The organism is Mesorhizobium sp. M0491 (assembly GCF_040321265.1).
In the GTDB taxonomy this organism is placed as follows: domain Bacteria; phylum Pseudomonadota; class Alphaproteobacteria; order Rhizobiales; family Rhizobiaceae; genus Mesorhizobium.
In genome coordinates this window covers 116,653-136,777 of the sequence record NZ_JAMYRE010000004.1, presented here as the reverse complement: position 1 = coordinate 136,777, position 20,125 = coordinate 116,653, and the positions used below count along the sequence as shown (strand labels likewise).

The window sequence follows — 20,125 nt, the reverse complement described above, 5'->3', positions numbered from 1 at the left end:
TCGAGGGGTCTCGGCTCACTTGTCGGCACAGGAGTTCAGTATCGGCGTCATCGCCTTCACATGTTCGTCGATCCGCTCGAGCACTTTCGCTGCGACAACGTCGCGCTCAGGCAGATGCCACCAGTACTCGTTGACGAGTTTGACCGTCTCGACCACTGCCTTCAGGACTGCTGGCTCCGGAAGCCGTGCACGGTTCGCAAATGCTTTCCATCGCGGTGCTGCTAGCGCCTTGAACGAAGCGCTCTCCTCCAAGCGACAGCCCCATGGCGTCGGTGGGAATATATGGCACGGTGGATAGGAGGTCGTAGATTGGTGCAAGCGCCGGCTTGTCGCCGTTACCGGGATAGATCAAAGACCAGTTCTTCAGGTGCATGTCGCCATTGCCGGTGATGACGGTCAGTGCCAGGCGGCGGACGAACTCGAGAGCCGCCGTAGGCGAGACGGCCACGCCAAGAGCCAAGGCTATGTCGTGATAAGCAGCCCCCTCATATTTGCACGAGGGGTAGACACCGAAGACCTGAGCGAAATCCTCGATGTGTATCCTCTCGCCACCGGCGCCGCGTCGAAGCGTTTGACGAGAAGGACCTTGCCGTCAGACAGCGTGTTGAATTCTTCGGGAACGCCCTCAAAATCGGACTTCTCGACCAGTTCGCATTCAGGAACGTCCATGCCGATTGCTGCTGCCAGCGCCAGGTTGGCGAATTCGTTCTCGGAAAAGCCCGGGAAGGCCGTCGAAGGGAACTTGGCAATGTACCGGCCCTGCTCGTCGTCCATCGGCAAGGTAAGGCCGCCGCCTTTTCCAATGTTCTTCATGACCGACAGCTTCATCTGCACGCCGGCAAGCGAGAACCGTGCCTTGGGCTGATCCTTTGAAGCATCCTGCGAAACCCGCTATCGCGCCGTCACTGGGCAACGCCCGTACGGCTCCCGGCAGATCGGCGCCCAGCGCCGCTAAAAGGTCGGAATCATTGCCTGGCCGCACATTGCCTTCGTGGTGCCTTTCCATCGCCTCGCACAATTTCTCCTCCGGCAGGAGGTTCGCGAAGAAAGCGGGCAAGGCGCTTGGCACAGGCTTCGGATCTTTCCGCAATACTCCCGTCGCTGCCCGAAACGAGAGGCTGACAACCGGAAAGCCGCCCGTCGCGCAGTAGGCCTCATCGAAGTTGAATGCATATCGCCCGGCGTCCTGACGATTGTGCCGATCTTCACTGCCTTCAAGAGCACGTCCAGCGACGGGATCGTCTTAGGTGCGCGAAAGACTGGAGGCATGATCGTCATCGTCAGGTTGAGAAACAAAGGCCGGTCGATCGTCATTATCATGCGGACGCAATAGAGCCTGAACAGCCGGAACCATGGCTTGCGGAACCAGCATCATTTCCAGACCGAGCGCTCGAGCGATATTCATGAGCGTTGTCGCACGCGCGGCTGCGGCTCCCTTTTCGATGTCGCGATATCGGGGACGGGATATACCCGCCAAATCAGCGACCTGCTCCTGCGTCATCGCAGCCGCCAGCCTAGCCTGCCTGAAAAGCCCACCAATTTCGAGAAGAATTTCCGATTGAGAATCCATTATGATACGTAAACGATCTTTTCGAATGCGCGATGATACGCAAAGGTATCTCCGACAAGCAAGTCACAACTTCTATGATCTGTTCGCGTATCATATAGCCACGGGCGACCCGTCACGGATCAGGCCATTGCGGCGCAAACCCAACCGCTTCGGCGGAGAGCTTTGCAGGGTTATCATGAAGCCCGCGGCGGAAGGCAGCAAGTCAAACAAAGAGACGGCCCAGCGGGTCGTTCAGGCCGAAGGGCTGGGACGGACGCGTTCCTTGTCGAGCCGATTAGACAGGGCGTCAATTCCACGAAGGTTCGCGGAAGCGGAAAGCCAAGGCAGCGGAGAGCGTTAAAAGAGGGAAGGATTGCTAATTGGCGGAGCCGCCCTTGCTTGGCCGAAGATACATGGCCTTCAAAATCAGGTAAAGGGCCTTGCGGTCAACGCTGCCATTCAAAAGGTACCCGAGAAGATCGTGGCGCATGTCGGGCGTCATCGGCTGTCGGTACGGGATCGCGCGATCCATCCGGTTCTTCTCAAACCAGTTGATGATCAGAAGGCAGAAGTCCAAAGCCAAAATTGCTTCACGGCCATCTATGAGATCGCGGCGCGCAGCGGCCTTTTCCTCGTCGGTTCCCTTGAAAGCGTAAGGGACGTCTTCCTGATATTCGTGATCGAAGAAATTGCCGAGAAACGGTTCCGCGTTCAGATTATAAAGAAGCAAGGCGAGAATTTTTACGTGCGATAGCCTAGTCGTATGTTCGGGCGTCTCTTCATTCAGCCACTTTTCGTTGTCGCTGACCCACTGGGCGTGAATTTGCTTTATAACGTTGGGAATGAATTGCGCGTCGAGCTCATGGACCTTGAAATTCGCGTAGCAAAATTGACGGAACGCGTAATTGAACGACTCGTAGTCGGAGAGCCATTCATCCAATTTTGTCTCATCAAACGGAATCATTTCAAATCGAACTCCCAGCCGCCCCAAACAGCAAGAGGGCGAAGGTTGGTAAACCTTCGCCCTCTAAAAGCAAATAGAAATCAGGGTTACGAAGCGGTTTTCACCGTTTCATTCACCAATTCAGCGGTAGACACATAACCGAGAGTCTTGTCAGGATTCGGCTTGATAACCGCGCGACCGTTTTCGTGCAGTTTCTTGAATCTTGAAATGTCACGCGGAAGAGCGCATCTTTCAGCGATCTTCGGCTTTACACCTTTCTCCATCATCATGCGTCGTTCTCCCGTTCCCTGGCCCATCGGGGTAAATGCTAGTTGGGCGCGCCATACAAGCAACGCACATATTTGTCAATTTTCTGCAAACATGCAACGTGCAATCTGGTGCGTCATAAATGCGTACGTAGCAATTTGGTTGCTAATTTGGCGAAATGCGGGAATTTGCGAATTATTTTTGTCCACGTTTCGCTGCCAATAACGTTTCCACGTACGCCACTCCATGCTGCATCGCTCCGCCAAGCAGCCTAAATGCGTTATCACCGTTGGAATTGCGAGGGTGATCTTCCAGCCATGCTGCATGATGGCGTACTGGTAGAGATAGCGGTGCGAAACGGGGTGGTGCTGGCGGCGACTATGCGGCGAAGGCGGCTGAAATAGCTCTCCACCATGTTGGTATGCTTGCCGTGGCCGTCGCTGTAGCTTTCCGAGTGGTTGATGCGGTCCAAGCGTAGCCGGCCTCCAGCACCCCCGGCCCCTTCAGGGGCTCAACTCGGTTGGAGTGACCGATCACCCCGATCAAAGCGCGACATGGCGTCGAATGCGGCTTCACTCTCAGATGCCCCAGTCGGCTACGGCGGGGCGCCTCCCTGATCACAAAGCAGCACCCGAACAAGCCCGCGACCAGCGCGAATCCCCGCTTCCGAGACTTTCTGACTCAGTGAGACTAGGCGCCCGTCGCCACGTGCGATCGAGGCTGACATCAACCGGCGGGCAGATGCGCCGAGGCCAACAAGCGCGCCTGACGCAACTCCGCCAGATCAGCCGAGCCGGTGCAGAAGCAGGCGACGGCCAACTGGCGGATGACGATCTCGAAATGCGCGACAACGGCCTCGCTGGATTGCGTAGCCGCGCGCAGCACGCCGGCTGCCTGCCCGGCGATGTCCGCGCCCAGGCGGATAGCCTTGGCCACGTCGACGCCGTCGCTGATCCCGCCCGACGCGATCAGCTTCACCGCTGGCAGCGCCCGACGTACCGCCTGCACGCTGGCCGGGGTAGCAATCCCCCAATCCGCGAATGCCATTGCCACTGCGCGGTCGGCGGCATCGCGGGCCCGCTCGCCCTCCACCGCGGCCCAGTTGGTGCCGCCGGCGCCGGCGACATCGATCACCGCCACGCCCGCCTCGACGAGCGCACAGGCCACCGAGGCGGACAGGCCCGACCCCACTTCCTTGGCCACGATCGGCACGCCCACGCTGCGTGCGGCGCGAGCGATCTGCGCCAGGACGCCGCGCCAGTCGCGGTCGCCCTCCGGCTGTACCGCTTCCTGCAGCGGATTGAGATGGACGATGAGTCCATCGGCCTCCAGTGCATCCACCGCCCGGCGGGCAAGGTCCAGGCCGTCGGGCTGGCGCAGTTGCGCGGCGCCGATATTGGCCAGCAAGGGAACGTCTGGGGCGAGGCGGCGTAGCGCGCGCGTCAGCCCCTGGGAGTTGCGGGATTGCAGGCTCACGCGCTGCGAACCGACGCACATGGCGATCCCCAAGGCTTGCGCTGCCTCGCTCAGATGCCGGTTAATGGCCTCGGCGCGTGGCATGCCGCCGGTCATGGAGCTGATCAGCAGAGGCGCGCGCATGGTCTTGCCCAGCAGCGAGGCGCTGAGGTCGACCTGCGTCAGGTCCAACTCGGGCAATGCGCAGTGTTCGAAACGAATGTACTCCCAGCCGGCGGCCCTGGCCCGTGCCGTTCGCGGATCCAGCACGATGTCCAGGTGGTCGTCCTTGCGCCGGCTCAGGTTGGTGTCGCTGATGCTCGCTCCATCCGCGTCATCGGGCGACGGCGTTGCGTCGGATCGGACCGACGGCAGCGCGCGGAGGCCGCCGTCTCCCGCGCGTTCAGGCCGGCGCACGCTGGCCTCCGCCCGCAGCGTCGCTGCGGTAGCGACTGTTTGAGGTCTGGTAGTACTGCGCGCGGATGGCCGCCATGGCCTCGATCAACGGTCCCCACGGCGCGGGAAAGCGTTCTTCCGCCATCACCCGGTGCAGCATGCGTGTGTGGCCGGCCAGCTCGTCGTTGAGGAACTCCACCACAGGCATGGCCGGATAGCGCTGCAGCAGCAGGATCGCCGCGTTGTCGGCCTCGCCGGCCGATCTATCCTTTTCGCGTCCATGCAGGTCGTTCTGCAAGCGCCCTATCGCGGAGATGAGCCGCAGAACCTGGCGAAACGCCGGACGCGCGCGCAAGGTCGCCATGTCCAGCCCCCACAGCAAGGACAGGCAACAGAACACGTTCGTGTAGGCGATCGAATCGATGCCGTTGTGCAAGTACTCGGCGTACGACCAGCGCTGCGCCCCTGCCGCCTGCGCGTGTCCGGCGCGCAGCGCCGCGCAGTAGCACCGGGTATCGTGGAGAAGCTGAGCATAGTCGCGACGATCGTAGGCGAGCGCGGCGAGCGAAGTGCGCAGCACAGCACAGCCCTCGAATCCGGGAAGCGCGCACGGCACACCCTGCCCCAGCGCCTGCTCCACCGCGGCGAGCTGCTCCGGCGCGATCAGGCCAAGGTCGTTGCAATCGTCGAGCCAGAAGAGCAGCGCCAGTTCGCGATAGAACGCCACGATCAGCGTTTCGTCCAGCGGATCGCGGCCGGTGCGGGCGCTGGTGTCGCGCAGGCTCGGCTGGATGCGCTGCAGGATGTACTGGCCGCCCCTGACCGCTTCTATGGCATGCTCGTCGGCGAACCCGGTCAGGGAACGCCCCCACTCCAGCACCTGCTGCAGCGCGCGATCGGTCTGGATCATGGCCCCGCTCCTGCTCCCTCGGCCGAGACGTGCCGCCCCCAACAAAGCGCCAGCCACAACCCGGCGAGTTCGGCCACGCGCACCACCCGAGTGGGGCAATACAGTTCCTTGCCGATCCACAGCGGTGTCTGGGGCAGTGCGTGCGCTGCGTGGCGGGCGAGCATCCACTTCAGCGCACGCGCCACCGCCTGCGCGATGCGCCGGCGCCCTGCCGGCGCTTCCCTCCCGTCCATCACGCGCAACGCGAACAGCGCATAGGCGGTTTCCTCGAATGTGGACGCGCGACCCGCGCCCCAGCCGCCGTCGTCGCGCTGCGTCCGCAGCAGCCCGGCCAGCGCGCGCTCGTCGCGCCAGTGGGGGTTGCCTTGCGCGAGCGCAGCGACCGCATGCGCGGTTGGATACAGCCACGAAACGTGCCATTTTTCGTTGTCCCATACACTGTGGGCGTTGCGATTGGCCTGGACGTAGGCGCTGGCGCCGGCCGCGGGTTTTCCCAAGATTCGCAACGCATGCAGGGCATGGATGTTGGTCGACACCGAGGCATTGCGCTCGCCCGGGAAGGTGACGAACAGCTCGCCGGTTTCGAACTGGCGCAACGCGTCGGCCGCCGGGTCGCGGCCTGCAAGGCGAAGGACGCACAACGCAACGGCGGTGTCGTCCGCATCGGCCGCGAAGTGCAAGGCAGGGCCCAGACCGCGGACTCCGAGGCGGGCGTCGAGTTGCGCGATGATCACTTGCACCGCCTCGGCGAGCGCGGGATGCGCGAACAGACCGGCCAGATGCAGGGTGTACAGCGACCAGCATGGCTCGAACACATTGATCGGCCAGACGTTGGGAACGACACCTTCAATGCCGGTGCGCGTTGCCCGCGATGCAGCCTGCAGATACCCGTCGGTGCGCCCGACGTGCGGCGTTCTTCCCTGTGTCACGGCGTGCGCACGCCACGCGGCGGTGGCCGCTGGACTGATGCCAATGCTGCCGTCGTCGTCCGGGCATGCGGTGGCCGGCGACGTCCCCCAGGCTTCCCAGGAGTGCAGCAATGGATGGCCGCTCGGCAACGTCGCAACTGCCCCCAGCTTGGCCAGGCATGCTTGCCGCAACGGCAACAGCGCCGGGTGGCGCGGAAACGCCACGCCACCCAGCAAGGATGCGGCCTCGTCGCACAACTGCGGCAGGATCAGCTCCGCGCCGATGGGCGCGTCTTCCGGCACCGCATGCGCGTAGGGATCGGGCTGGCGCTCGAGGAACCGGGTTGCAGCGTGGACTGCGTCGGCAGCGCCAGGAAGAGGATCGGCACGCTGCAATGCCAGCAACGCCGCCCAGGTGGGCCCATGGCGAAACAGCGGGAAGTCCGCACTTCCCCATCCGCCATCGGCCTGTTGCTGCGCGATGAGCCACGCGTATGCGTCCTGCCGACCGGTGACGTTGCCGTGGAACTGCAGAGCTCGCGCCGTGTCGTAGACGGACGGACCGACACTGCCGCCGTCGCTCATATCGCTCAGCAGGTGGCGCATTTCGGAAAGGATCTGTTCGGACAAGTTCACGCGGGATGTTCCTTCTGCAGAAGGCTAACGAGAACAGAAACGGGCAGACGCCGCGCACGCCGCCGCCGACACGGACACAGTGCAGCATGCAGCGCCCGCCGGCCGATCGCAGCAGCACAGGGGCGAGTCCTTACGGATGCGCACGCTCATGCGTATGGCGCGGACAGATAGAGGTTGGCCCGCTGCAGCATCTGCGCCAACCCTTCCGCACGCGGCCCCAGAGGGGCGATGGCCTCCCCGGCGTCGTGCAACAAGTACAGGGCGAACTGGCGCGCAGCCTGCAGCCCCATGATCGACGCGCAGGTCGGCTTCTGCGCCGCCGCGTCCTTGCCGGGGGTCTTGCCAAGAGTCGCGGTATCCGCCGTCGCGTCGAGAATGTCGTCGGCCACCTGCAAAGCCAGGCCAAAACAGGCGGTGTAGCGATCGAGCGCAGCATACAGCGCAGCGTGCGCGGCATCCTCCGCGATGGAGTATAGCGCGCCCATGCGAACCGACGCGCGCACTAGCGCTCCGGTTTTCATCCCGTGCATCGCCAGGATCCTGTCCAGCCCGGCGTGCTTTCCGACCAACGACAGATCCATGGCCTGCCCGCCTGCGGCACCCTCGGCGGACACCGCCTGCGCCAGTTCGCGCACGAGCGCGATACGGTTGTCGCCCGGCGCATCCAGGCTCGCCAGGGTCAGGAAGGCGTGGGCCTGCAGCGCATCGCCGACCAGGATCGCAGTGGCTTCGCCGAACTTTACGTGCACGGTCGGAAGGCCGCGGCGAAGCACGTCGTCATCCATCGCGGGCAGGTCGTCGTGGACCAGGGTACAGGCGTGCATCATCTCGATGGCGGCGCCGACGTCGTCGAGCATGTGCGCCGGCGTGCCCGCCAGTGCGCCGGCAGCCAGACAGAGCAAGGCGCGGGTGCGCTTCCCGCCATGCAAGGTGGCGTAGCGCATGGCCGCCATCAGCTCTGTCTTACCGTCGTCTTTGGCGCAGAGCAGACGCCCCAGAGCCTGTTCGACCCGCTTTGCGCCGTCCTGCATCCAGATCTCGGGGAGCAGCCCGCCAGAGGCGGCGCGCGCCTGCGCGCCCAATCCGCCGGATGCGGAAACGCCGATTCGGTCGCGTGGAGTGGAACCGGTCTGCATGTTGTTGATGTCCTTGTAGCTGAGACGGCCACGGCGAGCGCAAGCCGTCACGGTGTTGCCGGCGTCACACCAATGCGTGCGCTGAGTGCAGCAATGCCGCGCCCCGCCGGCGCCGCTGCCTTGCCACACAGGGCGTGCCCAGCTCATGAGAAGCCTATGCGGATTGCCATGGACGGATGTGCGGTCGGGTAGTAGCGCCGGCCTTTTTCGACATCGCTGAGCAACTGCGGCCGCACCCCGTCATTGTGCATGGTCAGCGCCAAGGCGATGCAGAACTGCACCATTTCCAGCCATACCAGATGGTAGCCGATGCAGACGTGTGGTCCGGTACCGAACTGCAGCATGTCAACCGGCCGGATCGGCTCCGTGCGTTGCAGCCACCGCGCCAGGCGGAACTGATCAGGCGCGTCGTGCAGCAGCGCCGAGGTCGAGAAATGCAGCAGCGGGATGCATAGATGGGTGCCCGCGGGAATGCGCCGCTGGCCGAGTTGCAATTCCTGCAGCGCGCGACGCGGTAGGAGCGTGGTCGCCGGATGCAGGCGCAGTGTCTCGCGGAACAGCGCCTCGGCGACCGGACACTGCGCCAGGTCCGCGTGCCGGGTCGGCACCGCGCCCACGCGTTGCGCCTCCTCAACCAGGGCGTCCCACAGCACAGGCTGCCGCGCCAGCTCGATTACAATCCAGGCCATCGTCGAGGCAGTGGTGTCGTGACCGGCAAGCAGCAGCAAGCGAATATTCGCGACCAGGACGTCATCGGAGAGCGGACCGTCGCTGCGGTCGAAGGCGCTCACCATGTCGTTGATCAACCCGGTGCGCGCGGCATGCGCGCGCGCATCGCGGACGAACCGGCGCAACTGCGCGTCGATCCAGTCGCGGGCGGAGCGGCCACGCCGCAAAGGCAATCCGGGCAGGTCGACCGGTGGCGCGATGATCAACTGCAGCAATTGCCGGTACTTGCGATGCCATCCCGGCAGGTCCTGCGCGGGGATTCCCATGAGGCTGAAGATGAGCTTCAGCATCAGGTCGCCGGTTTCGCGCAGGATGGTTACCTCGCCGCGGGCGCGCCATGCCTGCACCCGCGCCCGGATGACGGGCGCGAACAGGTCGCCGATCCCGGCCTGGGTCAGCCCCTTGGGCAAGAACGCTGCCTTGATGGCATCGCGCGCCTGCCGGTGCGCGCCGCCGTCCAGCGCAACCAACGTTCCGCCAAGCAATTCGGGCGCGATCTCTTCGATCAGCGCCGAGGACACGTCCTTGTGCTTGAGCAGTGAGAAAGCGTCCGGATCCACACAGGTCATCAGATGTCCGGCAGGGCCGAAATCCAGCCAGAAGTGGCTGCCCAGCGTCCGTTCTGCGCGCTGCAGCAGGCGCGGCAGGTCGCAGACAATGGCGGGAAGATGCCCGACCAGGGGGAAAGCGCCAGGCATGACCGGGATGTCGCATCGCAGCCGGTGCCGGCGGTTGAGTGGGTTGAGCAGCATGTCCATCAGCAGCGCGCCGCCGTCGCCGATTGGGTGTCGCCGGCAGGGCGCGCGGCGCAGCTGTTGCCACCGTCGGCGTATGTCGGCACATGCGCCAGCATGCCGCCATCGATGCACACGACCTGGCCGGTGATGAACGCAGCATCGTCGGAGAGCAGGAACGCCACGAGCGCGGCCACGTCCTCGGGGCGGCCGACGCGCTGCAGGAGCTGGTGGCGGCGCAGATGCCGTTGCATGCACTCGTCCAGCTTGGCGAGGAGACGCTCGGTCATGATAAGACCCGGCGCAACCGCGTTGCAGCGGATCTGAGAGTGACCGTACTGGGTGGCGAGCGAGGCCGACAGCATGTTCATCGCCGCCTTCGACGCGGCGTAGGACGTCTGCGCCCTGTCACCGCTGAGCCCCTGGCACGACGACATGTTGACGATCGCGCCACCGCCGCGGGCGATCATCCGTGGGATGGCCTGCCGGCAGCAGAGCAGCGTGCCGCGCAGATTGGTCGCCATGGTCTGGTCCCATACTGCCAGGTCCAAGTCGAGGATGGCGCGGTCGCGCGGGGTCAGATGCATGGCGCCCGCATTGTTCACCAGCAGGTCGACCCCCCCGAAGTGCCGCTCCGCCGTCTCGAACAGCGCTGCCACCGCCTGCTCATCAGCGATATCCATGGCTATGGGCAGCGCGTGGCCTGCTTCGGCCGCGATCTGCGCGGTGCAGGCGATGGCCGCCGAGCCATCAATGTCGGCCACCACCACTCTGCCGCCCCCGCGCGCGATGGCGAGAGCGCATGCCTTGCCGATGCCGGCGCCGGCGCCGGTCACCACGGCCACCTTGCCATCAAACCGTCCCATCGTGTCTCCTGAATTGCATTGGTCTTTCGCAGCATGCCGCTCGGCCTCCACCGGAGAAGGCGCAGGGTCGGCGCTGGCGCGCTCGTCATGGCCAGCGTCGCTTTCGATGACACGAATGGCGGCGACCGGGCACTGGTTGGCCGCAAGCCGCACGGCGGCGTGCAGCGCCTGCGGGACCGTCGCCACGCACACTTCGGCCACGCCGTCCGGTTCGCGCTGGCGAAAGGTGCCCGGCAGCGTCAGCACGCACTGCCCGGTCGTTCCGCACAGATCCTGATCGACCACGACGCGCATCTCAGCCCTCCTGCCCATGCAGCCGCACCGGCAGCGCGCGGAACGTCCTAAGGAACGCGGAGGGCTCCCGGGTCGGCTGCTCGGCCAATGCCAGGGTGGGGAAGCGCGCCTGGATCCGCGGCAGGCTCTCGGCCAACTGCACCCGGGCCAGTTGCGCACCAAGGCAGAAGTGGATGCCATGGCCGAAGGTCAGCATGATCTTTCCGTCGATCGACATGCCAGGACTGGTGCCGTAGAACCGCACGGGATCGAAGCGGTCGGGATCGGCGAAGGCGTCCGGGTCGCGATTGCCGGCCGCGATCAGCACGCGCACGTCCGCGTTCTTCGGGATCACCACGCCGCCCAGTTCGATGTCGCGCTGGGCGATACGCGGAATGGAGCTGAACATGGCGGGCGCGTCGTAGCGCAGGGCTTCTTCGACGAATGCCTTCACCCCCACGGCATCTCCCTTCAGCCAGTGCCGCTGTTCGGGATATGCCAGCATCGCCAGGATCGCATGGCCAATGGCCGCGGCAGTGGTGGCGAAGCCGCCCAGCAGCATGCCCCACAGCATGCTGATCAATTCCGCATCCGACAGCATCTCGGCATCGCCGTCGTGTGCGCCGACCAGCATTGACACGATGTCGTGGCTGGAATCGGTGCGCTTGCGCTGTATGAGGTCGCCGAAGTAGGCCTGCACCCTGGCGCTGGCCGCGTCGCCCGCAGCGAGTTGGGGATCGCTGGCGTGCGGGCTCAGGCCTTCCAGAATGGCGCTGATGCCGGTGATGAGCCCGAGAATGTCGTCCGGGGGCATGCCGAACAGTTCGCCGAAAACCAGCATGGGCAAGGCCAGCGCGAATTCCTGATGCAGGTCCACTGCCTCCCCGCGCTCCAGTGCGGGCGCCATGCCGTCCAGGCGCGCTGCGGCAATGCGAGCGATGGTCGGCCTCAGGTTTTCGATCTGGCCCATGGTGAAATCGCGCGAGATCAGCCGGCGCAGACGCGTATGCGTTGGTGGTTCCTTCATCGCTAAAGTGGACGCCAGCAAACTTAGCGACAGGCTGGTCGCCGCCCGCGGGAAATAGCGCGCCAGTTCGCCTGGTGCCGGCCCCCGAAAAGCATCGCCCGTTGCCTTGAGCGCCCAGTAGATGTCGACGTGGCGGCTCAACAGAAAGAGGCCCGACGCCGCGCGATGCACCGGATCGTGCTCGCGCAACCACCGCATGAATGGGTACGGATCCTGAATGCACGCTGGCGACGCCAGTTCGGCGAAGGCGTCCCGGCATGATGCCATGGTTTCTTGCACGTCCATCTTGGTCACCTGTTGGCTGGCTGATCTGATCGGCGCGCGGCAGGCGCGCCGGCAATTCGAGAACATCGCGATTCCTGGTGGCATCCGAGCATCACCAGAGCACCGGGAACTCCTCGAACCCACCAGTGATGATCTCCTTGCGCAACTTCAGTTCTTCGGGCGCCACGGCCAGGCGCAGCGCGGGAAAGCGCTGGAAGATCGAACCGAACACCGCCTTGAGTTCCAGCCTGGCCAGCGCCAAGCCGACGCAGTTGTGCGGCCCGTAGGAGAACGCCAGGTGCGGGTTTTCGTCACGTCCGATATCGAAGATTTCCGGGTCGTCGAAATGGCGCGGATCGAACGACGTCGCCGGCAGGCCGACCAGCACCTTGCTCTCCGCGCGAACATGCACGCCCGCGATGGTCACGTCGGTCCTCGGATAGCGCATGATGCCGTCCCAGCCGGCGCCCGGCGGGTACATGCGCAGGATTTCCTCCACCGCCTTGTCCACCAGGGATGGATCGCCGACCAGGCGTTCGCGCTGTTGCGGATGGCGGAACATGGCCAGCAGGCCGAATTCGAGCTGCGCGACGGTGCTCTCGTGCCCCGCCACCAGCATGCCAGCCGCCAGGCCGATCGCCTCTTCCTCGGTCGCCTTGCCCTGGTCGATCGCCGCGACCAGATACGTCAGCACGCTGTCGCCCGGATCCTGGCGCTTGTCCCGCATCTTGCCGCGAATGTAGGCGCGGAGTTCTTCCCAGGCCAAGCGCGACGCGCTTCGCGGGCCGCTTTCATGCTGGTGCGTCATCACCTCGTCGGACAGCCCGGCGAAAAAGGCGTGATCCTCGTAGGGCACGCCCATTAGCGCGCCAATGACCATGGCCGGAAGCGGAAAGGAGAGGTGGCGCCGCAGATCGGCGGGCTGGGGCTGGGCCGCCAGCGTCTCGAACAACTGTGCGGCGATCGCCTCCACCTGCTGCGCGAGCAGCTTCACCCTGCCGTTGCTGAAGGCCGGCGCCACGATCGTGCGTAACCGCGTATGCTCGCCCCCCTCGTGCGAGACCAGCCATCCTGGCGAGCCGAGAATCACCGAATCCGGGGTGAATGCCGCCGGTGGCATTCCCGCGGGCCGGAACGCCGCGTCGGACAACACCGCTTTGGCCTCGTCATAGCCTGTCACCCACCATCCTTCGTGCCCGGACGGGAAGCGCACTCGGTGGATCGGACCGTTGGCCCGCAGCGCCAACATCTCGGGCGAGGGCTCAATGTGATCGACGCGCCACATCGGCAGCGTCGGCAAAGGTTGTTCGGGCATGGTGGCACTTCACTCGGTAGAGATGGAAGGGCGGAAGGTGACCGGCGGACGCTGCGGCGCGAAGACCTAAGACGGCATGTAGACGACGTCGTCCGGAGGCAGACCGATTATCAAGATCGGCTAACGCGAAACTGTCTAGGCACATCGCGCGGCGAGATGCAGAACATTATCCTGCACCTTCCAGGTCAGGATAAAGTCGGTGTGGTGGGCCTTTAACCTCGCCGCCAGCCAAGATTTCCTGCGCAAGGGTCGACAAGGCCAACGCGCTGTTTGGTAGGGCGGTTTCGCCGAAGGCCCCCTGCTGTTAGACGCTATCCGACGCGGATTTGACATTTTGCTTTTCTTTCTTCGCTCCATCAATCGCGGTGTCATCCACGAAATGAAAGTCGGTCGGCGGCTCTCGGCCCGCAAAGAAGGCGCTTCAAAACTCGTGCCAATTTGGCCGACCGAAGAAAAAAATTTGTGGTGGCTTTTAGCGGCTTAGCCTGAGGCCGGAGAAGAGCTCGGCGAAATAGGCCGGTGTCGCGGACAACAAAGGCGACGTGTCGGATAGTATGCGCTGGGCAACCTTTCGGTCGGGCTAGCGACATTCTGGTCCAGTTTCGAACATAAGAGGGCGGCAAACAGACACGATTGGGGAATTCGATCCTCACGGGGCCAAGGCGCTTGCCCAAGAGCGCCGCTCATGGTTGCTGCGACACGCGCATGTTCGGGATAGCCGTGCCTGCGACCCATGAACGCTAGCGCCACACGCTACGCGATGACTGGGGTGCCCTCCAGCCTCAGGTAATGCATCGGGTCAGCTTCCGGTTCGTCTTTGCCCAGCCGGGGCTGAAGCGCCGAATTCCGCACCATACAGCATCGTTGTTGCCTATCTGACGAGGCGGTTATAGCGCGCGCCCGATCTTCTAAGACACGGCCTCCGAGAAGAAGGGGCGGTCCAACAGCACCTCTATTTGAAATGGCACGCCGCTTGCTGCTCCTGGTTAGAGCACCATCAAATCACGATGAAAGCGACTTGCACCATGCCCGACGCGCTAAGCTCTAGACAGTGGTCTGAGGAGACGGTGCCCGTTCCCGCTGAACATCGGGACATCGTCTCCTCCGGAAGGCCGTTCTCGGTGGCCGCTTTGCGCATGGCTGGTCCGATGCCGGCACGCCAACACGGGCCGGTCGCGCAAATGCCGTTTACCGGTGCCCAAGGGCCCCGTCAAAGGGTCACCAAAGCCAAGGCCGGCGGGTCACTGCCACATATCGGCAACACGCTGAACCAGTCCAGTGACCCGAGTCTGCGTGAAATGACATTTCAGACTCCCACATGCTTGCGATATTGGCTCCTTCCGGCCGCTATCCTTTTTCCAAACGCACGATCGCTAGTGACCGGATCCCGCTTCCGGCGCCATAGCCGCGGAAAGCAACCGGCTCGACGGTGTCCAGCTCGCTCAGATCGATTGCGTTCGGGTGGCCAAGACACCGCTAAGGCGTTCCCATACGTCGGGAGGGAAAAGGAGGTTGCGAGCCGCGAGGCCCTCATTCCGTGCCGTGCATACGAGCCTTTGCCCGGTATTGCGCCAGGCTCTGCCAGAATTCAGCGCAGTCTTCTTTAGGAGCAACTTGATGACAGTTCAAAGGAAAGTTCCCTTCGTCACCTTTCTCACGCGAGTTCACGATAAGTCAGTCCAGGGGCCAAATCCATATCGCTGGCAAGAAAAGACATCTGACGATTACTTTGCCGGCAAGCGGGTCATCCTGTTCTCGCTGCCTGGCGCCTTCACGCCGACCTGCTCGACCTACCAATTGCCCCAGTTCGAAGAGCTCTATGATGAGTTTGAGAAGGAGGGAATTGACGCGATTTACTGCGTCTCAGTCAACGACGCCTTCGTCATGAATGCGTGGGGGAAGTCCTTGGGCCTGAAGCAGGTCGAGCTCATTCCCGATGGCTCAGGCGAGTTCACACGCAAAATGGGCATGCTGGTCGCCAAGGACAATCTCGGCTTCGGGATGCGCTCCTGGCGCTACGCCGCCCTGATCAACAATGGCGTGGTGGAGCACTGGTTCGAGGAGGAAGGTTTCTCCGACAACTGCGAGGCCGACCCGTATGGGGTCTCATCCCCGCAAAACGTTCTCGAAACGCTGAAAGCCGCCGCTTGACCTAGAAAACGTCTCACTGGTGCCATTGCAGCTCCAAGAGGCTCCTCGACAGGATTATCGCGCTCACCATGCAATCATCAGCAAGCCTGCTTCAACGCCAGAAGCAATCCATGGTGGCATCGCCTCAACTCATTGAGTCGATTCGCTTGCTGCAACTGGCGCATACTGAACTGCATCAGTTCGTCGAGCGGGAAATTGAGAAAAACCCGCTCTTGGAATCTGCATCAAGCGATGGCGGGTCTTTTAACGACGTTTCGATTTCGGGAGCGGATCAGCCTGTCGGCCCTGAGGCAGACGCCGTTGAAGGATCGACCGGGGCAGGTTCGCCTGAACGGCTCGGGCAATGGAAATCCCTTCGCAACACGACCAACAACCCGCCCGGCAATGGCCCTTCCCTCGACGAGTTTGCCACCCTCGCCGAAACATTGCACGACCATGTCGCTCGTCAGATCGCCCTCACTGCGTTCACACCACAGGAGCGGCTGATCGCTGGCCAGCTTGCCGCCGATCTGGAAGACACTGGCTATCTTCGGGCAAATCTTTTGGAGCTGGCCGAGAGCCTGAATGTCAATGAGGCTGTTGTGGAACGGGTTCTCGGAACCTTGCAGCAATTTGATCCACCGGGAGTTTTTGCGCGAAGTCTCAGAGAATGCCTCGAGATTCAGTTGCGCCAGCGAAATCGGCTCGACCCGGCAATGGCAGCTTTGGTTGCCCATCTTGAAAAGCTTGCGCGACGGGATTTTGAGGCACTGAAGCAGCATTGCGGCGTCGATGAAGAAGACCTTCTCGACATGATGCATGAGATTCGGGCGCTCGATCCCAAGCCTGGGAACAGATTCCAATCCGGTGCGTCTGAATCAATCATACCCGACGTCTGGGTCACGCCCTCGCCGCAAGGCGGGTGGCAGATCGAACTTGATCCCGCCACGCTGCCGAAGCTGCTGATCAACCAAACCTACTATGCCGAAGTCACGCGTCAAACTGCCCAAAATTCGAAAGATCAAGCATTTCTCGACGAATGCTTGCAAAACGCGAACTGGCTAATCCGCAGCCTCGATCAGCGCGCCAAGACGATTGTTAAGGTTGCGGCTGAAATCGTGCGTCAGCAGGATGCCTTTTTGGAACATGGCGTCGCCCACCTGCGGCCTCTCAATCTTAGAACCGTCGCTGACGCGATCGGCGTGCACGAGTCGACGGTAAGCCGGGTGACCTCGAACAAGTACATGCTTACCCCGCGCGGAGTCTTTGAACTGAAGTATTTTTTCACCGTCGCGATCCCATCCTGCCAAGGCGGCGATGCGCACTCCGCCGAAGCAGTCCGGCATCGGATCAAAGCGATCATTGCCGCAGAATCTCCCGGCGACGTGCTTTCCGATGAGGACATCGCTGTCCGGCTGAAGGAAACCGGCATCGATGTTGCGCGCCGCACCGTCACAAAATATCGCGAAGCAATGAACATCCCCTCCTCCGTGCAACGCCGCCGGGAAATGCGCTTGTGTTTTTGAATTTGGGTCAGGGCAGCCAACATCACGTTGCATTGCATCAAAGTGGAGACTTCGTTCATGACCCAATCCGCGGCATGCGTCATGGACGCTGTTCTGCACGACCCAGAAAAACCCGTCCCTCCGTCTGGTCCCGCATGGGGTGCGGTGATTTCGCTTTCCTTGGGCACCTTCGGGCTGGTCACGGCAGAGTTTCTGCCTGTCAGCCTGCTCACGCCCCTCGCGCATGATCTCGGTATAACCGAGGGAGCGGCTGGACAGGCGATGACGGCGACCGCTATCGTCGGGGCGATCTCGGCGCCGACGGTGGCCATCATCACAAAGCGCCTGGACCGCAGGACCGTCATGTGGACGATGACGCTGCTGCTGATCCTGTCCGACCTTCTGGCGGCCGGCGCGTGGTCGCTGGCGGTTCTCCTGACTGCACGCGTCGTGCTCGGCATAGCGCTCGGAGGCTTCTGGTCGATGTCGGCAGCACTGGCGATGCGGCTCGTTCCAAGCCACCTCCTGGCGCGCGCTATGTCGATCATCCTCACCGGCGTTTCGGTGGCTACCGTTTGCGCAGCTCCAATCGGCGCTTATGTCGGCGATATCTGGGGATGGCGAAGCGCCTTCATACTCGCCGCAGTCGGCGGCGCAGCTACACTGCTGGTGCAACTCATAACCATTCCGAGACTGCCTCCGATTGGAGTCGCTAGCTTCCGCAGCCTGCTGGATGTGGCTAAGATTCCGATGGTCAAGGTTGCGCTTTTGGTCGTCCTGCTGGTCGCTTCCGGCCACTTCGCCGGAATCACCTATATCCGCGCCTTCCTCGAGAAGATTCCCGCGCTGGATGTCGAGACGATCTCGCTTGTATTGCTGGCTTTTGGCATCGGCGGATTCTTCGGCAATTTGGCCGGCGGGCTTCTGGCCGAGTACAGTCTCAAGGCAGTCGCGGCCCTTGCACCGCTGCTCATAGCGATAGCCGCTGTTTCGCTGCTGACGGCGGGAGCATCGGCCTTGGCCTCGGCGATTGCTGTTGCCGCGTGGGGGTTTGCCTTCGGCGCGGTGCCAGTGGGATTGCAGACGTGGATGGTACGGAGGGCCGTTCCCGAGCAGGCCCAAAGCGCCGGTGTGCTGCTGGTCACAGTATTCCAAGTGGCAATCGCTGCCGGCGCGATCGTCGGCGGACTATTGGTGGACAATGCCGGGGTTACCAGTGCCATTGCCTACAGTGCTGTTGCCACGTTCGTCGCTGCCCTCATAGTGTTCCTGCTCGGCCCGAAGCGCGAAACCTAGACCGCCTGACAGAACAGCCTCAGAAGTGCAGCGCGGCGAGAGATGCAATCGCAATGCGCGATTACGCATGGACAAGGGCAAGCGCCTCGCCGGCTTCACCTTCGGGTCATGTCGACCCTCGCCGCCCAGACACGCGAACCCTCGCCGGCATCGGTTTCCATTTGACGACGAGGAGCGCTGCCAGCGCGATGGAACCCTTGCTGGCGGTATATCCTTCACGACAACCCGGCATTCTGGGCGAGCGACAGCTACGCGCCGGCCATGCCCTCCAGAACACGGTGAAGATGCCGCACGACAGCGCAGACAGGTCGCGAAATGCCAGTGGTGCCAACGGCGGCAGGATTATCGTCGACCGCGCGAAGCCCTAGGCCGATGCTTGTTAAACGGGCACCAACCAGGCAGATGGCATCACTAATTCGCGCGACATAGACTAGCAGTGAATGTCTTTCCGTCCGACAAAGGAGCGCCGCTCGACCACTACAATATTCTTGCGCGCGTCTGGACGCCCCTTCTTTCGTGCTGGGCCGGTTACTTTCCACCCCGCCAGGCGCGGTGCTGACGGTGCTCCAATGAAACTCGCCAAGTGCAATTTTCATGCGCCGCGTCATGCGGCGGCGAGCCTCTTCATCCAACAGAAGCTCTCGCCGACGCGTATACTGCGCGCGCCAGGTCGAGGAGCACCGCCAGAAATGCAGCAGGCTTACCGGGAGACCTCTCTGCCACATTGTGACGCTCCGCCTGTTGCGGGATCGAGGCCCTCGAGGGCGCGAATCCCATCGACGACCCGGAAGATTCGGGGAAACAGCTAGGAACGCTCCGGCTTCGCTTTCACTTATCCCAATCGACCCAAGAGGTGGCAGCGCAGCCGCCACCTCTCTGGAGGAACCGTTACCGTTTCTTAGAAGCCAGCGACTTCTGCCGGTCGAAAGCGTCCGTCGATCACCCGAAACGGAACATTCGCCTTCTCCCAAGCACGAAGCTTTTCGAAGATTTCACTGCATTGAAAATCCGCGTCGCTGAAGGCGAGACGCAGGTGGGACTCGACCTCACTTCCCCAGGCTTGTGGTGAGCGTCTCTCGCCAAGGTCGGCCCGTAAACAAGCGCCCAACGCGCAATGAAAATCATGCCCGTTGGTGAGTTGCAAGAGGTCAAATTTCTGCTTGGCTGCCGCTTCGAGCATCTGAACCAAATCATTCTTTTCCTGATCACTGATGCGCTCTTGTTGTGTTAAGAGGTTTACATACCCTTCAATGTTTACACGGAACCCTGAAAAGCAATCATCCACGTTGATACCGGAGACCTTGAACTTCAACTGGCCTCGAATGTTCCACAATCGCGCGACCGATACGGGCTTCAAGCCTTCCATAATCCTTGTGATTATCTCCGTCGACGTTCCTACCATCCCGCACTTCGCAGGATCCCCAACCTCACGCAGGTATCGCTCAAGAATATGCGGCTGGACCCAATCCAAGTCAAAATCGTGAGTGGCCGAGTATGCAATGTTCGGCATCTCTTTAAGCGATTGATTGACCCGGTCGAAATCCGCGTCGACTACGGCCACCACTCCTTTCAAGCTCCACTTGTCCAGTAGCCGTATAGCACCAAGCGCCTTCCTTCTTGTGTATGAATTTACGATTGAACATTCAGCGTCATCAATATATGCCGAAAAACGTTTTAAATCTGTATTACCCTCGACGATAAGGAATGATCCCTTATGAACCCCTCTCTCCATTCTTACTTCCTGCGCGATATCATGCGAATCCATGTATTTCGAAATGGACAGCAT

Annotated in this window: 15 protein-coding genes and 3 pseudogenes; 3 read left to right on the top strand and 15 right to left on the bottom strand. The window is 62.5% G+C overall.

What is annotated here, in order from left to right:
* Window positions 1-15: 15 nt before the first annotated feature.
* From NKI69_RS06315 to NKI69_RS06250, 14 genes and pseudogenes are all read right to left on the bottom strand, one after another.
* Window positions 16-1,269 (bottom strand): annotated as a pseudogene (locus NKI69_RS06315) (type II toxin-antitoxin system HipA family toxin).
* The gene (locus NKI69_RS06310; RefSeq protein ID WP_352720493.1) at window positions 1,244-1,570 is read right to left on the bottom strand and encodes a helix-turn-helix domain-containing protein; all 327 of its coding nucleotides are present in this window, start codon (window positions 1,568-1,570) and stop codon (window positions 1,244-1,246) included. Before NKI69_RS06310 ends, NKI69_RS06315 begins: the two are co-directional and overlap by 26 nt.
* Before the next feature lie 355 nt (window positions 1,571-1,925).
* On the bottom strand, window positions 1,926-2,513 hold the full coding sequence (locus NKI69_RS06305; protein ID WP_352446515.1) for a hypothetical protein: 588 nt from the start codon (window positions 2,511-2,513) through the stop codon (window positions 1,926-1,928).
* Window positions 2,514-2,599: 86 nt separating this feature from the next.
* Window positions 2,600-2,782, bottom strand: coding sequence for a hypothetical protein (locus NKI69_RS06300; RefSeq protein ID WP_352575244.1), 183 nt, complete (start codon window positions 2,780-2,782; stop codon window positions 2,600-2,602).
* A 189-nt stretch (window positions 2,783-2,971) separates the two neighbouring features.
* Window positions 2,972-3,231 (bottom strand): annotated as a pseudogene (locus NKI69_RS06295) (transposase); the annotation flags it as partial.
* Window positions 3,232-3,485: 254 nt separating this feature from the next.
* Window positions 3,486-4,589 carry a type 2 isopentenyl-diphosphate Delta-isomerase gene (gene fni / locus NKI69_RS06290; RefSeq protein ID WP_502900155.1) on the bottom strand — a complete coding sequence of 368 codons (1,104 nt, stop codon included), beginning with the start codon at window positions 4,587-4,589 and terminating at the stop codon, window positions 3,486-3,488.
* A gap of 28 nt (window positions 4,590-4,617) precedes the next feature.
* Window positions 4,618-5,520: a terpene synthase family protein gene (locus NKI69_RS06285; RefSeq protein WP_352720491.1), complete on the bottom strand. Its 903-nt coding sequence runs from the start codon at window positions 5,518-5,520 to the stop codon at window positions 4,618-4,620.
* Window positions 5,517-7,034, bottom strand: a complete 1,518-nt coding sequence (locus tag NKI69_RS06280) for a hypothetical protein (protein WP_502900154.1) — start codon at window positions 7,032-7,034, stop codon at window positions 5,517-5,519. Before NKI69_RS06280 ends, NKI69_RS06285 begins: the two co-directional genes overlap by 4 nt.
* 176 nt (window positions 7,035-7,210) lie before the next feature.
* Window positions 7,211-8,200 (bottom strand): polyprenyl synthetase family protein, encoded by a 990-nt coding sequence (locus tag NKI69_RS06275; RefSeq protein ID WP_352720487.1) that lies wholly within the window; start codon window positions 8,198-8,200, stop codon window positions 7,211-7,213.
* A 143-nt stretch (window positions 8,201-8,343) separates the two neighbouring features.
* Entirely contained in the window at window positions 8,344-9,687 is a 1,344-nt protein-coding gene (locus NKI69_RS06270; protein WP_352720485.1) for a cytochrome P450, read from the bottom strand.
* Window positions 9,687-10,529 carry an SDR family oxidoreductase gene (locus tag NKI69_RS06265; RefSeq protein WP_352720732.1) on the bottom strand — a complete coding sequence of 281 codons (843 nt, stop codon included), beginning with the start codon at window positions 10,527-10,529 and terminating at the stop codon, window positions 9,687-9,689. The genes NKI69_RS06270 and NKI69_RS06265 overlap by 1 nt, the downstream gene beginning before the upstream one ends.
* A 168-nt stretch (window positions 10,530-10,697) precedes the next feature.
* Window positions 10,698-10,823, bottom strand: a pseudogene (locus NKI69_RS06260) (ferredoxin); the annotation flags it as partial.
* A 1-nt stretch (window position 10,824) separates the two neighbouring features.
* Complete coding sequence (locus NKI69_RS06255) at window positions 10,825-12,114, bottom strand: cytochrome P450 (RefSeq protein ID WP_352720729.1); 1,290 nt, start codon at window positions 12,112-12,114, stop codon at window positions 10,825-10,827.
* Between the two features lie 91 nt (window positions 12,115-12,205).
* Complete coding sequence (locus NKI69_RS06250; protein WP_352720483.1) at window positions 12,206-13,408, bottom strand: cytochrome P450; 1,203 nt, start codon at window positions 13,406-13,408, stop codon at window positions 12,206-12,208.
* 1,617 nt (window positions 13,409-15,025) lie between these two features.
* Here NKI69_RS06250 and NKI69_RS06245 point away from each other — a divergent pair.
* From NKI69_RS06245 to NKI69_RS06235, 3 genes are all read left to right on the top strand, one after another.
* Window positions 15,026-15,559 carry a peroxiredoxin gene (locus tag NKI69_RS06245; RefSeq protein ID WP_352720481.1) on the top strand — a complete coding sequence of 178 codons (534 nt, stop codon included), beginning with the start codon at window positions 15,026-15,028 and terminating at the stop codon, window positions 15,557-15,559.
* A 68-nt stretch (window positions 15,560-15,627) separates the two neighbouring features.
* Complete coding sequence (gene rpoN / locus NKI69_RS06240; RefSeq protein WP_352720479.1) at window positions 15,628-17,064, top strand: RNA polymerase factor sigma-54; 1,437 nt, start codon at window positions 15,628-15,630, stop codon at window positions 17,062-17,064.
* 57 nt (window positions 17,065-17,121) lie between these two features.
* Window positions 17,122-18,339 carry an MFS transporter gene (locus NKI69_RS06235; protein ID WP_352720727.1) on the top strand — a complete coding sequence of 406 codons (1,218 nt, stop codon included), beginning with the start codon at window positions 17,122-17,124 and terminating at the stop codon, window positions 18,337-18,339.
* 898 nt (window positions 18,340-19,237) lie between these two features.
* Here NKI69_RS06235 and NKI69_RS06230 read toward each other — a convergent pair.
* Window positions 19,238-20,125 carry a DUF4435 domain-containing protein gene (locus tag NKI69_RS06230; RefSeq protein ID WP_352720477.1) on the bottom strand — a complete coding sequence of 296 codons (888 nt, stop codon included), beginning with the start codon at window positions 20,123-20,125 and terminating at the stop codon, window positions 19,238-19,240.

Excerpts from the sequence above, each read along its gene's own strand:
- NKI69_RS06255 (WP_352720729.1), bottom strand. The coding sequence starts at position 12,114 with ATGGACGTGCAAGAAACCATGGCATCATGCCGGGACGCCTTCGCCGAA.
- NKI69_RS06305 (WP_352446515.1), bottom strand. The coding sequence starts at position 2,513 with ATGATTCCGTTTGATGAGACAAAATTGGATGAATGGCTCTCCGACTAC.
- NKI69_RS06265 (WP_352720732.1), bottom strand. The coding sequence starts at position 10,529 with ATGGGACGGTTTGATGGCAAGGTGGCCGTGGTGACCGGCGCCGGCGCC.
- NKI69_RS06270 (WP_352720485.1), bottom strand. The coding sequence starts at position 9,687 with ATGGACATGCTGCTCAACCCACTCAACCGCCGGCACCGGCTGCGATGC.
- NKI69_RS06285 (WP_352720491.1), bottom strand. The coding sequence starts at position 5,520 with ATGATCCAGACCGATCGCGCGCTGCAGCAGGTGCTGGAGTGGGGGCGT.
- NKI69_RS06235 (WP_352720727.1), top strand. The coding sequence starts at position 17,122 with ATGACCCAATCCGCGGCATGCGTCATGGACGCTGTTCTGCACGACCCA.
- NKI69_RS06310 (WP_352720493.1), bottom strand. The coding sequence starts at position 1,570 with ATGGATTCTCAATCGGAAATTCTTCTCGAAATTGGTGGGCTTTTCAGG.
- NKI69_RS06280 (WP_502900154.1), bottom strand. The coding sequence starts at position 7,034 with ATGCGCCACCTGCTGAGCGATATGAGCGACGGCGGCAGTGTCGGTCCG.
- NKI69_RS06250 (WP_352720483.1), bottom strand. The coding sequence starts at position 13,408 with ATGCCCGAACAACCTTTGCCGACGCTGCCGATGTGGCGCGTCGATCAC.
- NKI69_RS06300 (WP_352575244.1), bottom strand. The coding sequence starts at position 2,782 with ATGATGATGGAGAAAGGTGTAAAGCCGAAGATCGCTGAAAGATGCGCT.
- NKI69_RS06275 (WP_352720487.1), bottom strand. The coding sequence starts at position 8,200 with ATGCAGACCGGTTCCACTCCACGCGACCGAATCGGCGTTTCCGCATCC.
- NKI69_RS06230 (WP_352720477.1), bottom strand. The coding sequence starts at position 20,125 with ATGCTGTCCATTTCGAAATACATGGATTCGCATGATATCGCGCAGGAA.
- rpoN (WP_352720479.1), top strand. The coding sequence starts at position 15,628 with ATGCAATCATCAGCAAGCCTGCTTCAACGCCAGAAGCAATCCATGGTG.
- NKI69_RS06245 (WP_352720481.1), top strand. The coding sequence starts at position 15,026 with ATGACAGTTCAAAGGAAAGTTCCCTTCGTCACCTTTCTCACGCGAGTT.